The organism is Mesorhizobium sp. INR15 (assembly GCF_015500075.1).
Classification (GTDB): domain Bacteria; phylum Pseudomonadota; class Alphaproteobacteria; order Rhizobiales; family Rhizobiaceae; genus Mesorhizobium.
Genome location: NZ_CP045496.1, coordinates 1208001 through 1220650 on the forward strand (window position 1 = coordinate 1208001; position 12650 = coordinate 1220650).

Consider the following 12650-nt stretch of genomic DNA (forward strand, 5'->3'; position numbering starts at 1 on the left):
GGACGCTCTAGCACCTTGAGCCTGCGCATCGTGCTTTCGATGCGCGGGCGAGTCCGATCCAAACCGCCTCCAGTTTCAGGACCGTACCCGAAAAAGCGTCCCCGCCCCGAGCGCTTATTGGATAATGAAATGTTTAAGGAACCAGCTTGTAGCCGCCGCTTTCTGTCACAAGAATTTCCGCATTGGAAGGATCGCGCTCGATCTTCTGACGCAGCCGGTAGACATGGGTTTCCAGCGTGTGCGTGGTGACGCCGGAATTGTAGCCCCAGACTTCCTCGAGCAGCACGTCGCGCGTTACCACTTTCTGGTCGGCGCGATAGAGATACTTGATGATCGAGGCTTCCTTTTCCGTCAGCCGCACCTTGCCGCCGCGCTGGTCGAGCAGCAGTTTCTGACTCGGCTTGAAGGTGTAGGGGCCGACCGAGAACGTGGCATCCTCGCTCTGCTCGTGCTGGCGAAGCTGCGCGCGGATACGGGCGAGCAGCACCGCGAAGCGGAACGGCTTGGTCACATAATCGTTGGCGCCGGCTTCCAGACCGAGAATCGTGTCGGAATCGGTGTCGTGGCCGGTCAGCATGATGATGGGCGCCTTGTAGCCGCCCTTGCGCAATATCTTCACCGCCTCGCGGCCATCCATGTCAGGCAGGCCGACATCCATGATGAGCAGGTCGATGAGACCGCCGCGCGCCGCATTGACGCCTTTTGCCGCGGTCGATTCCTGCAGGACGTCGAATTCCTCATAAAGGGACAATTGCTCGACCAGCGTGCCGCGCAGGTCGTCATCGTCATCAACGATTAGAATGGTGCGTGAAGTCATGGATCAATCCGTTGTTTTGAAAAGAAAATTCAGTTGACCGCTGCCTGTTTATGCGGAAGCTGACCGACGTAACAGCCGTTCACAGTGATTTGTTCCGTGGCACGATCATACAAGAAAAAACGCGATCGCAATGCAGCCGGCGCAATTTTGCCAAAAGGGCTGCGCGTACTGACCGTGCGGGCTAGGCCCGGACACCCAACCCAGGGGTTTCTGCAGGCCGGCAAAACCGTGTTTGCATGCGCCTTGGGGCGCGGCGGCATCTCCGCCGACAAGCGGGAGGGCGATGGCGCCACGCCGCTGGCATCAATGCGGATTTTGTCGGGATATTTTCGCGGAGACCAGTTCTCCGGCGGCCGCCGTACCAGGCTGGCAATGGCGCCGATCGCACCCAACCTCGGCTGGTGCGAGGTGCCCGACGACCGCAATTACAACCGCCCGGTCAAGATCCCCTATGGCGCCAGCCATGAGCGGATGCTGCGCGACGACCGGCTCTATGATGCCTGCCTGGTGCTGGACTGGAACATGGCGCCGCGCCGCCGTGGGCGCGGCAGCGCCATTTTCTTCCATCTGGCGCGGCCAGGCTTCACGCCCACGCAAGGTTGCGTCGCCGTGACGGCCCGCACCATGGCGCGGCTGTTGCCGTTGCTGTCGGACCGTACGGTGGTGAGGGTGGTAAGGTAGGGCAGTAGGCAGTAGGCAGTAGGCAGTAGGCAGTAGGCAGTAGGAGGGTGCTTCGGAGCGCTTCCGTGCTGCGCTACCTCCTGTTTCGCCTTGGCTGCTGCCAGCCGATATCGAGGAGGCCGAGTCGGCCGGTCTCGCGGTCCATTGCTCTGGATACATCGTTGCGGGTGGCGCCGATGTCACGCAAGTGGCGATCCGAGAGGTTCTCGACATCCTGATGCGGGAGGTTGACCGCGACCCTTGCCAGGCGGAGCCACTCAACGACTTCATGCAACCAGGTCGTGCGGGTGGTTAGGGGGCTCTCAGAGCGATGTGTGACATGATGCTATCCATTTGCTCCGGACATCAAATCCGGTTTGATATTGGTTTGATGATCACATCATGCAGCATTGAAATGGTGAGGAGAAACGAGTAGTTTTCGTCTCATCATCAAGTTTTCTTTGAGGATCGAGCACTGTGATCCATCCCGTTTCCGGTTTGCCCTGATGGCCCGGCTGCTGCCCGGAACGCGCGCGCTCAGAACGCTTGAGGCGGCGGCCCGTCACCTCAATTTCACCCGCGCCGCCGATGAACTCGGCCTGACGCCGGCCGCCGTCAGCCACCAGATCAAGGAAATAGAAGACCAGCTCGGGATGACGCTGTTCACGCGCACCAGCCGGACCATCCGGCTGACCGAGGCCGGCGCGGTCTTGTTCGAAGCCTCGACCGACGCGCTCGATCTGCTTGGCCGCGCCGTTTCGCGCGCCCGCAAGATGACGCGCGGCACGGAATTGCTGAAGGTGACACTGGATGCGCAGTTCGCCACCAAGTGGCTGATGCGGCGTGTCGACGATTTTCGCAAGCAGCGGCCAGGCATCGAGCTGCGCTTCGACATCACCTATGATGTGCGGGATTTCGACCTTGATGACGTCGATGTCGGCATCCGCTTCGGTGCCGGCAAATATCCGGGCCTTTGCACGCACCGCCTGTTCGACAACATCATCATTCCCGTGTGCAGTCCGGCCCTTCTGGCGTCCGGCCCGCCGCTGCGCGAGCCGCGCGATCTGTTCCAGCATACGCTGGCTCACATCGAATGGGTGCGGCAAGGCGTGACATGGCCGAACTGGCGCATGTGGATGGCGGCCGCCGGCGTCGACGATTTCGACGACAGCCGCACCCTGGTGTTCGTGTCGTCCACCGATGCCACGCAGGCGGCGCTCGACGGCAATGCCGTGGCGCTCGCCGATTTCGCCATGGTGGCGAACGACCTTTCCGAAGGCCGGCTGGTCCGGCCCTTCGCGCTCGGCATCAAGGTTGCGCCGGAATTCGCCTATTTCCTGGTCTACCCCCAGGCGTCAGTCAACGATCCGCGCATCGTGGCCTTTCGCGAATGGCTGCTCGAAGAGGTCGCAAAGACGCCCACGGTGGACAAGAATCCAGGCGGCGCGGCATAGGCTGAACCCTCAAGACCGGGCGCTATGGCCGAAGATCATCCGGTTGTATTTCTTCCAGTTCCACTGCAGCTTTTTGTACAGGCGCGAATGCGGCTTGCCGGCAACGGAGGTCTGGAAGGCGCCGTTTTCGCTGCCTTGCTCGACAACCGGCCGTTCGAACCAGAGCATCTCGATGCCGAGCCGCTCGTCGATCTGCTCGATCTGGTGGTCGATCGGCAGCGATATCTTGTTTTCAGCGATCCAGGCGCAGCGGGCCTCGGCCACCGGCCGCGTGATCAGGTAGGAATCGGCGCATCTGGCGTGCAGCGCCGGGTACAGTTTCTGCCCCTTCCGCAACTTCCAGCTCGGCGTGTAGTAGTTGCTGCCATTGCCGAGATAGATGACGGCATTGCGTGAAGGGTCGCCGAACTCGGCCAGTCCTTGCCGGAACTTGGCGACGAAATCGCGCGCCAGGAACACGTCATCCTCGAAAACCAGGCAATATGGCAGCCTGGTTTCGAGAAAGGCCTGCCAGATCCCGACATGCTTGAGGGCCAACGAAACGCGCGCCGTATGGACAAAGTCAGGCGCGATCAACCGGTCGCGAATCTCCGGCGTGATGTCCTGCCGATCCCAATCCGTATAGAACTCGAACGGAACACCGCGCCTGTCGAATTCCTTGACGATGTGCTGGCGGCGATCCTCGTAGCCCTGCTTGACGTGGCAGACCCGGGTGAACACCAGTTCGTCGGGAAATCGGGAATTCTCTCCTGGCATCAAGACCTCGTCAGCATCAAATGGCGGCGGCGCCGAACCAGCCGATCACCGCGCCGATGATGAGCAGGACGCCAAGCCAGTGACCACCATCGATGATGGTCAGGTCCCAGCCAAACCCTTCATAGCGATGGTTGACGGAAAGCGTCGTCGCGACGAAGCCCAGCCAGAGGACAAAGCCGAAGATGAGCCCGGCAAGCCATGTCGGCTCGCCGCCTGTCATGGCGCCGACGACAAGGGCCATGACGAGCGCCATGATGAGCTCGGCGACGAAGCTGACGACATATGGCAGCGGCGACCTCTTCATGGCACTCGGGTCAATCCTGGCGGCTTTGAGCCATGGCTTGCTCAGGCCCATATACCAGGCCGCGCCGAACAGCCACGCCACCACGGCCGCGACCACCACCGCCAGCCAGTTCACTGCTGAAAAATCCATGACTTCCCCCACCAGATGATGTCTCTACCAAGCCTCGATGGAACGCCTGTTCGTTGATCGCGTCAAGCAAACCGCCAGACCGTGGTGCGCTTGACCAGTGAATCTTCCAGGGCGCGCGTCACCGCCACTTCGTAGGAGGCAAGCGGCTGCAATCCTGCCCTGGGCAGGTACGAACGGCCGGGGTCACCGACAAAAATCCCGGCGCCGCGTGCCTTGAGTGTTGCGAACCATGGCATCAGGCGGTCGGCGAAGGATTGGTCATAGAAGACATCACCAGCGAGGACCACGTCCCAGCCATCATCCGTGCCGATCAGGTCCGCGCCGAGAAACGCGATCCCGACTGCATTGGCCTCGGCGTTGAGACGGATCGCGGTCTCGCAGAACGGGTCGATGTCGGCGGCGATCACCTCTGCGGCGCCTGCCTTGGCGGCAGCGATGGCGACAAGGCCGGAGCCGGACGCGAAGTCGAGCACGCGTTTTCCTCGCACCATCTCGGGATTGTCGATGACATAGCGGGCAAGGCCCTGGCCGCCGGCCCAGGCAAAGGCCCAGAAAGGCGGCGGCAGGCCGATCTCGACCAGCTCATCCTCCGTCCGCTGCCAAAGGTCATGCGCCTCGTCGGCGAGGCGCAGCAGAATTTCCGGAACATGCGGCGGCGCCATCAGCGCCGTGTTGTCGAGAATGAATTGCCTGGCGCTGTTTGGCGTCAGTGCTGTCACGGAGCCGGCATCAAGCCGCCCATGCGGCAAACTTCCTTCCATTCGGCCGGGGTGACCGGCTGCACGGAAAGCCGGCCAAGCCGGACAAGTGCCATCTCGGCGAGCTTGGGGTTGGCCTTGACCTGTTCCAGCGTCGGCGGGTTCGGCACATCCTTGAAGGCGCGGATATCGACGCACTCCCAGCGTGGATCGTCCGAGGTGGTGTCAGGGTGAGCCAGCGCGCAGACCTCGGCGATGCCAACCACGTTCAGCCCCTCATTGGAGTGGTAGAAGAAACCGAGATCGCCAACCTGCATCGCCTTCATGTTGTTGCGCGCCGCATAGTTGCGCACACCATCCCACTGCGTGCCGGCCTTGCCCTTCTCCTTCAGCATGTCGAAGGAGAACTTGAACGGCTCCGATTTGAACAGCCAGTAATTCATCTGTGCGATCGCCTCTGCTTCGATCCGTTGTCTATCACGCGGTGGCGGGTTTGTTGAAGGTCCAGTTCCATGGCCGGATCTCGACGCTCTCGAACAGGCCGGCCTTGGCGTAGGGGTCGGCGGCGGACAGGGCCTGTGCGCCTGCCATATCAGGGGCTTCCACCACAACGAGGCTGCCGTTCGGCTTGCCGTCGGCGTCGAGGAACGGGCCGGCAAAGGCCAGTTTCTTGTCGGCATTCAACCCTTCAAGAAAGGCAACATGTTCGGGACGCGTGTCGAGACGCACCTGCAGGTTTCCGGGCTTGTCCTTGCAAATCAACGCAAACAGCATCTTTCACTCCTTGTCTGAATTCTTCAGGCGTCGGTTTCGGTCTTCAGGGGCCGGGTCATCAACGCGGTCACAGCCTGACGGATGCTGATGGTGCCGTCCAGTATGGCGGCCACCGCCGCGATGATCGGTGCATCGATCTGGCGCTCAGTGGCGATGCGGGCAGCGATCGCCGCCGTTGGCACGCCTTCGGCCAGCGGCAGGCCGGCCAGCGGCTTGCCTTGCCCGAGCGCTAGCCCATAGGCGAAATTGCGCGACTGGGCGGATGAGCAAGTCAGCAAGAGGTCGCCGAGACCGGAAAGCCCCATCAGTGTTTCCGGTCTTGCACCGAAGGCGGCACCGATACGGCGCAGTTCGACGAAGCCGCGCGTCACCATTGCCGCCTGGGCGCTGGCGCCGAGCCCGGCGCCGGTAACCGCACCGGCCGCTATGGCGAAGACGTTTTTCAAGGCACCACCGATTTCGACGCCGGTGAGGTCGTCGCTTGAATAGCAGCGCAGGTTCTGGGCCGAGAAACGGGCCGCGAGATTAGCGGCCAGCGCTTCGTCGCGGGCGGCGACCACCACCGCTGTCGGCAGGCCCCTGGCGACATCGGTGGCGAAACTCGGACCGGACAGCGCGGCGACCGGATTCTCGGGCAAGATGTCCTCGACAATGGCCGACAACAGCGCGCCGGTCTCGCGCTCGATGCCCTTGGCGCAGAGAACGAGCGGGACGCCTTTGGGCATATGGGTTTTCGCACCGGCCAGCATCGCGCGCAGCGACTGCGCCGGCGTCACCGCCAGCACGCAATCCGCGCCCTTGAGCGCCGCGCCGATGTCTGATCTCGCCGCGATGCCGGGCTCGATGGCGATGCCCGGGAGGTAGCGCGGATTCTCACCGCGCCGGACCGATGCGACGGTGTCCGCGTCACGCGCCCACAGCGTCACTGCGTGGCCGGCGCGCAGCATGGCCAGCGCCAGCGCCGTGCCCCAGGCGCCACCGCCGAGCACCGTGACGTGCCAGTTGCTTTTGCCGCCGCTCACGCCTTGGCTCCGCGGCGGCCCGAGCCAACCATCGGCGCCGAGATACTGTCCAGCGGCCAGCGTGAACGCGGCACGAAATCGAAGCCGTTTTCTTCCGCCATACCAGCCCTTAGCCGTTCGATGCCGGCCCAGGCGATCATCGCCGCATTGTCGGTGCAAAGCTTCAGTGGCGGCGCGACAAAGGTGAACCCCGCTTCGTCGCACTGCGCCTGCAACGTCGCCTTGATCGTGTGGTTGGCGGCAACCCCGCCAGCAACGACCAGCGCCGGATTCTTGGTCTCCGGGAAGGTCTGGCGAAAACGGCTCAGCGCGCGGGCCACGCGGTCGCCCAGCGCATCGGCCACCGCCACCTGGAAGGAGGCGCAGATGTCGGCGACGTCCTGATCGCTCAGCGGGGCGATAGCCGTTGCTGCCTGGCGCACCGCGGTCTTGAGACCGGAGAAGGAAAAATCGGGCTGCGCAGAGCCCTTCATCGGGCGCGGGAAGGAAAAGCGGGAGGCATTGCCCGATACCGCCGCCTTCTCGACATTGGGGCCGCCGGGGTAGGACAGGCCGAGCATCTTGGCCGTCTTGTCGAAGGCTTCGCCCAGTGCGTCGTCGATGGTCGTCGCCCAACGCTGATAGTCGCCGACACCGCGCACGGCGACGATCTGCGTATGGCCGCCGGAGACCAGCAGCAGCAGATAGGGAAAATCGAGCCCGTCGGTCAGCCGCGCGGTCAAGGCATGGCCTTCGAGGTGGTTGATGGCGATCAGCGGCTTGCTGGCGGCAGCGGCGATCGCCTTGGCCGTCATCAGGCCGACGATCAGGCCACCGACAAGGCCGGGACCGGCGGTGGCGGCGATCGCGTCGATATCGGCAAGATCGAAGCCCGCATCGGCAAGTGCGGCCTCGACGATGCCGTCCAGCGCCTCGACATGGGCGCGTGCGGCGATCTCGGGCACGACGCCGCCGAAAGCGGCATGTTCCTCGATCTGGCTGAGCACGATGTTGGAGAGGATTTTCGGCGCGGCATCACCATCGAGCGTCACCACAGAGGCGGCGGTCTCGTCGCAACTGGTCTCAATGCCCAAAACCCGGATCAATTCGTCGCTATCCCTAGAGATTGTATGTCAGGGCGTTCCTCGTTAGGAGAGTGCCCGGAAACGCAAAGCCAGCCGGGGGTTATCACGGACCGCGCGCCATGCAAACAATCTTGAGAATCGGAACACGCGGCAGCCCGCTGGCGCTGGCACAGGCCCATGAGACGCAAGCGCGGCTGATGGCCGCGCATGGCATGCCCGAACAGGCGTTCGAAGTCGTCGCAATCTCGACCAGCGGTGATCGCATCCAGGACCGGCCGCTGTCGGAGGCTGGCGGCAAGGGGCTGTTCACCAAGGAGATCGAGGAAGCGCTGCTTGAGCGCCGCATCGACATTGCCGTGCATTCGTCCAAAGACATGCCGACAGTGCTCCCCGATGGCCTGGAACTCTCCGCCTTCCTGCCGCGCGAGGATGCGCGCGATGCATTTATCGGCAAGGTCGCGAAAGCCATAGCCGACCTGCCGCGTGGCGCGAAGGTCGGCTCGTCGTCGCTGCGGCGGCAGGCGTTGATCCGCCGGATGCGGCCGGATCTGGATGTCGTGATGTTCCGCGGCAACGTGCAGACGCGCCTGCGCAAGCTGGACGAAGGCATCGCCGCCGGCACGATCCTGGCCTATGCCGGGCTCAAGCGCTTGGGTCTCGAACATGTCGTCACCGACCTGATGCCGCTCGATGGTTTTCCGCCGGCGCCCGGGCAAGGCGCGATCGGTATCGAAAGCCGCATCGGCGACCGCGATGTCGAGAAGATGCTGGCGGCAATCCACGATGTGCCGACCGGGCAGGCGCTGGCTTGCGAGCGCGCCTTCCTGGCTGCACTCGACGGCTCCTGCCGCACGCCGATCGCTGGTCATGCGGTGATCGCCAACGGCATCGTGTCTTTCGACGGCCTGATCATCTCGCCGGATGGCACGCAGTCGCATACGGTCAAGATGCAAGGCCCGGCGCAAGAGGCGGCCCGCATCGGCAACGAAGCCGCCCGGACCGTTCGGGCTGAAGCCGGCGAAACATTCTTCGACGGCTGGCTCTAAAATGCTCCGCGTTCTGGTGACGAGACCGGAACCCGGCGCCTCCCGCACCGCGCGACTGCTGCAGGAACAAGGCTTTCAGCCGGTTCTGCTGCCGCTGACCGAGACGGTCGCGTTGCCGGCCGATCCACCCGCCAAGAACGCCGTCGCGGTCGCTATCACCAGCGCTAATGCCGTACGCCATGCCCCGAGAGAAATCGTCGCGGCACTTGCCGGACTGCCCTGTCACGCGGTCGGCAAAAAGACTGCGGAAGCCGCGCGCAAGGCGGGCTTTCTGTCAGTCAGTGAAGGTTCGGGGAATGCCGAAGCCCTTGCCTATAGTCTTGCTCGGGAATTCTCGCGCGAGGCGATCGCTTATCTGTGCGGGCGTGTGCGGTTTCCGGCGTTCGAGCAAGGGTTGAAAGCGGCAGGCGTTGAGGTACATGCCATCGAGACATATGACACGCTTGCCGTGAGCTATTCGGACGAGGCGATCCTTGCTCATCTGTCCGGCCAGCCCGCCGATGCGGTGCTGCTTTATTCGGCCAAGGCGGCGGCCGCATTGCAGGCCCTCGCCAAGCGGCCTGCCCTGGCCAAGCTCTTTGAAAAAACACAGTTTTTCGCGCTTTCCGAGCGTATTGCCGGCGCTCTTGACGAGGCTGCCGGCAAGGAAATCCGCATCGCGGCGGAGCCTGATGAAGAGGCTTTGCTGGCGCTTTTGCGTGACTGGCGCTGAGCCGCGTCATCACACCGCCCCTTTTCACCGCTTGGTGATGTGCTAGACCCTTTCTGAACCATCATGCGCCTCCAGGCGTTGAGACGAAGCGAATTTGCGGAGCCCAGGCATGGTCAAGACGCCGAAGATGCGACACTCGAAAAACCGCCGCGAACCGGTGACCATCGATCTTGAGCCCGGCGCGGTTTCGCGCATCGTCGATGACGAGGCTGTCAAGACACAGGCCGAAGGTGGCAAGATGGAAGACGCGGCAGCCGCGTCGCAGCCCGAGACGCCCGACGAGCCGGTGCATGCCGACCAGACCGACCTCGAGCCCTGGGAGCACAGCGATGCCCCGAAAGCCGAATCGGAACAGCCGGCCGAGGCTTCGAAGAGCGCCAGCGAACCGGAAGCCAGCTATCCCGGCGTCTCGGACGCTCCGGCAAGCGCGGCGAAGACCTTCGACTACAGTTTCGAGGATGCGGCGGCAAAGCGCGCGCAACCTGATGACAGCAAAGCAAAAACCGAGACACGGGCTGAAAGAATGGCACCGACACCTCCTGCCGCGAAGCGTGGCGGCATCAATGGCATCGCCGCTGGCATCATCGGTGGCGTCATCGCCCTGGTGGGCGCCGGTGGGCTGCAATTCGCCGGCCTGCTCGGCGCGCCGGGGTCCGGCGCTGCTTCGCTCGAGGGGGTCAACGGCCAGATTGCCGCTCTGAAGGGCGAAATCGCATCGCTTAGGGAAGCCGGTGGCAATTCGGATACGGCCGGCCAGGTGGCTGGACTGTCCTCGGCGCTGGATCAGGTCAAGACCGATGTGGCGGCGTTGAAATCGGCGGTTCAGCAAGGTGGCGCCGGCGACAGTGCTGGCCTTGCCGCCCTGGGCGACAAGGTCAAGCAGATCGAAAGCGCGGTCGCGGCCCTTGGCCAGGCGAGCAATACGGCGCCGGTCGATCTCGGTCCACTCAACGAGAAGCTGGCCGGTCTTGATGCGCTGGTGAAATCGGCCGGCGAGGCGGCAACAAAACAGGACGGCCGGCTGGCAACGCTGGAGCAATCGGTGTCGCAGCTTTCCGGCAAGGTCGAGGCGCAGGCTTCGCAGCCGAAGATCGCGCTCGCCATCGCTGCCTCTGCACTGAAAGCAGCACTGGACCGTGGCGCGCCGTTCGCGGCCGAGCTCGAAACCTTCGCCGCGATTTCACCCGAGGCGCCGCAACTGGCGTCGCTGCGCGCCTATGCCGAAAAGGGCGTCGAAACCAGGGTCGAGATAGCGACCCAGGTCGATGCCGCCGCCAGTGCGATGATTGCCGCCGCGACGCCTGTCGATGCCAATGCCGGCTTCCTGCAGAATCTTCTGTCGAGCGCCGAATCGCTGGTCAAGGTCCGGCCGATCGGCGCCGTCCAGGGACCGGGCGCGCCGGAAACGGTGGCGCGCATGGAAGTGGCGGTCAATCAAGGCGATTATGCCAAGGCGCTCAGCGAATATGACACGCTGCCCGAAGCAGCAAAGGCGGCGGGTGCGGACTTTGCCGGCAAACTCAAGGCGCGCTCCGAAGTCGAAACGCTGATCGACGCGTTGATTGCCGGCGCGATGAAGGCATGAGGACAAGACAATGATCCGCATCCTTGCCTTCCTCATCGTCGTCTTCGCTCTTGGCCTGGGCTTTGCCTGGCTGGCCGACCGGCCGGGCGACATGGTCGTCACCTTCAGCGGCTACCAGTATCAGGTCAGCCTGATGGTGGCGGCGGTGGCTGTCGTCGCCGTTGTCGCGGCGGTGATGATCTTCTGGTGGCTGCTCAAGTCGCTGTGGAACAGTCCCTATACGATTTCGCGCTATTTCCGCGTGCGCCGCCGTGACCGTGGCTACCAGGCGCTGTCGACGGGCATGATCGCCGCCGGTGCCGGCGATGGCGCGCTGGCGCGCAAGAAGACCAAGGAAGCGGCAAAGCTCATCCGTTCCGACCAGGAGCCCCTGATCCATCTGCTCGAAGCGCAGGCCTCGCTGCTCGAGGGTGATCACGAGGGTGCTCGGCAGAAATTCGAGGCCATGCTCGACGATCCCGAAATGCGGTTGCTCGGCCTGCGCGGACTTTATCTCGAAGCCGAACGGCTCGGCGACCGCAACGCGGCCAGGCACTATGCCGGCCGCGCGGCGGCGGTGGCGCCGCAACTGGCCTGGGCCGCCGAATCGACGCTGGAAGAGCTCACCGCGCGCGGTGACTGGGATGGTGCGCTGAAACTGGTCGAGGCGCAGAAATCGACACGCCAGATCGAGCGCGATGCCGCCAACCGCCGCCGCGCCGTGCTGCTCACCGCCAAGGCGCAGGCGCTGCTCGACAGCGATCCCAATGGAGCGAAGGCCGCTGCCGTCGAAGCCAACAGGCTGTGTCCCGATTTTGCCCCGGCCGCGGTCGCCGCGGCGACGACGCTGTTCCGGCAGAACGACGTGCGCAAGGGGTCAAAGATCCTCGAGGCGGCCTGGAAGGCCGAACCGCATCCAGAGATCGCCGATCTCTATACGCATGCCCGGCCGGGCGACGCGGTACTCGACCGGTTGAACCGGGCGAAGAAGCTGCAGGAGATGAAGAAGAACCACGCCGAATCGTCGATGACGGTGGCGCGCGCGGCTCTCGATGCGCAGGACTACAAGACGGCCCGTAGCGAAGCGGAAGCCGCGATCCGGATGGACCGCCGCGAAGGCGCCTATCTGTTGCTGGCCGATATCGAGGAGGCCGAGACCGGCGACCAGGGCAAGGTGCGGCAGCTGCTGTCTAAAGCCGTTCGGGCGCCGCGCGATCCGGCCTGGGTCGCCGACGGTGTCATTTCCGAGCGCTGGGCACCGGTGTCGCCGGTCACAGGCAAGCTCGACGCCTTCGAATGGCGCGCGCCGATGGAGCGCCTTGACCATCTGATCGACAGCCATGACGATGCGGCCACCCCGGTGCCAGCCATCGAGGCTCCGGCGAAGCCTGTCAGGGAAAAGCCGATCGAGGTGATCGATCACGCAGTTGCTTCGACGGATAAGGTTACATCCGCTGGAAAGCATCCAGCAGCGGATGAACCCGAGGATCACGTCACGCCGGTCACCGCCGCCGCTTTCGCCGCCGTGCCGACCGACGCCGAAGCTGTCGACCCGGCGGAAGAGCTGGCGCGGCTGCCCGATGATCCGGGTGTCGATCCCGACGACGAGGCGGAGAAGTCGCCGCGCCGGTTCCGCTTGTTTTGATTTGA

The 12650-nt window shown here is 64.0% G+C and carries 14 protein-coding genes; 6 read left to right on the top strand and 8 right to left on the bottom strand.

The features are described 5' to 3' along the window. Nucleotides 1-133 precede the first annotated feature (133 nt). Nucleotides 134-817: a response regulator transcription factor gene (locus tag GA829_RS05770; RefSeq protein WP_195177590.1), complete on the bottom strand. Its 684-nt coding sequence runs from the start codon at nt 815-817 to the stop codon at nt 134-136. Nucleotides 818-961: 144 nt separating this feature from the next. On the opposite strand from GA829_RS05770, the gene GA829_RS05775 reads away from it, so the two are divergent. Next, a complete protein-coding gene (locus tag GA829_RS05775; RefSeq protein ID WP_195179533.1) occupies nt 962-1498 on the top strand; it encodes a L,D-transpeptidase family protein in 537 nt (178 codons plus the stop codon). Nucleotides 1499-1983: 485 nt separating this feature from the next. Further along, nucleotides 1984-2931 carry a transcriptional regulator GcvA gene (gene gcvA, locus GA829_RS05780; RefSeq protein ID WP_195177591.1) on the top strand — a complete coding sequence of 316 codons (948 nt, stop codon included), beginning with the start codon at nt 1984-1986 and terminating at the stop codon, nt 2929-2931. Nucleotides 2932-2940: 9 nt separating this feature from the next. Here gcvA and GA829_RS05785 read toward each other — a convergent pair whose 3' ends face one another. The 7 genes from GA829_RS05785 to tsaD form a co-directional block, all read right to left on the bottom strand. After that, the gene (locus GA829_RS05785) at nt 2941-3687 is read right to left on the bottom strand and encodes a glycosyltransferase family 25 protein (RefSeq protein WP_195177592.1); all 747 of its coding nucleotides are present in this window, start codon (nt 3685-3687) and stop codon (nt 2941-2943) included. Nucleotides 3688-3703: 16 nt separating this feature from the next. Further along, complete coding sequence (locus tag GA829_RS05790) at nt 3704-4120, bottom strand: DUF1761 domain-containing protein (protein WP_195177593.1); 417 nt, start codon at nt 4118-4120, stop codon at nt 3704-3706. A 62-nt stretch (nt 4121-4182) separates the two neighbouring features. After that, a complete protein-coding gene (locus GA829_RS05795; RefSeq protein WP_195177594.1) occupies nt 4183-4881 on the bottom strand; it encodes a class I SAM-dependent methyltransferase in 699 nt (232 codons plus the stop codon). After that, a complete protein-coding gene (locus GA829_RS05800; protein WP_195177595.1) occupies nt 4836-5261 on the bottom strand; it encodes an EVE domain-containing protein in 426 nt (141 codons plus the stop codon). Before GA829_RS05800 ends, GA829_RS05795 begins: the two co-directional genes overlap by 46 nt. Nucleotides 5262-5295: 34 nt before the next feature. Next, on the bottom strand, nt 5296-5592 hold the full coding sequence (locus GA829_RS05805) for a YciI-like protein (protein WP_195177596.1): 297 nt from the start codon (nt 5590-5592) through the stop codon (nt 5296-5298). Nucleotides 5593-5615: 23 nt separating this feature from the next. Further along, nucleotides 5616-6614 carry an NAD(P)H-dependent glycerol-3-phosphate dehydrogenase gene (locus GA829_RS05810; RefSeq protein WP_195177597.1) on the bottom strand — a complete coding sequence of 333 codons (999 nt, stop codon included), beginning with the start codon at nt 6612-6614 and terminating at the stop codon, nt 5616-5618. After that, nucleotides 6611-7696, bottom strand: coding sequence for a tRNA (adenosine(37)-N6)-threonylcarbamoyltransferase complex transferase subunit TsaD (gene tsaD / locus GA829_RS05815; RefSeq protein ID WP_195179534.1), 1086 nt, complete (start codon nt 7694-7696; stop codon nt 6611-6613). Before tsaD ends, GA829_RS05810 begins: the two co-directional genes overlap by 4 nt. 101 nt (nt 7697-7797) lie before the next feature. Between tsaD and hemC the strand changes: the two genes are divergently transcribed. From hemC to GA829_RS05835, 4 genes are all read left to right on the top strand, one after another. Then, a complete protein-coding gene (gene hemC, locus GA829_RS05820; RefSeq protein WP_195177598.1) occupies nt 7798-8724 on the top strand; it encodes a hydroxymethylbilane synthase in 927 nt (308 codons plus the stop codon). Between the two features lies 1 nt (nt 8725). Further along, a complete protein-coding gene (locus tag GA829_RS05825; protein WP_195177599.1) occupies nt 8726-9436 on the top strand; it encodes a uroporphyrinogen-III synthase in 711 nt (236 codons plus the stop codon). A gap of 109 nt (nt 9437-9545) precedes the next feature. Next, nucleotides 9546-11021 carry a COG4223 family protein gene (locus tag GA829_RS05830; protein WP_195177600.1) on the top strand — a complete coding sequence of 492 codons (1476 nt, stop codon included), beginning with the start codon at nt 9546-9548 and terminating at the stop codon, nt 11019-11021. A 10-nt stretch (nt 11022-11031) separates the two neighbouring features. Continuing rightward, the gene (locus GA829_RS05835) at nt 11032-12645 is read left to right on the top strand and encodes a heme biosynthesis protein HemY (RefSeq protein WP_195177601.1); all 1614 of its coding nucleotides are present in this window, start codon (nt 11032-11034) and stop codon (nt 12643-12645) included. Nucleotides 12646-12650 lie beyond the last annotated feature (5 nt).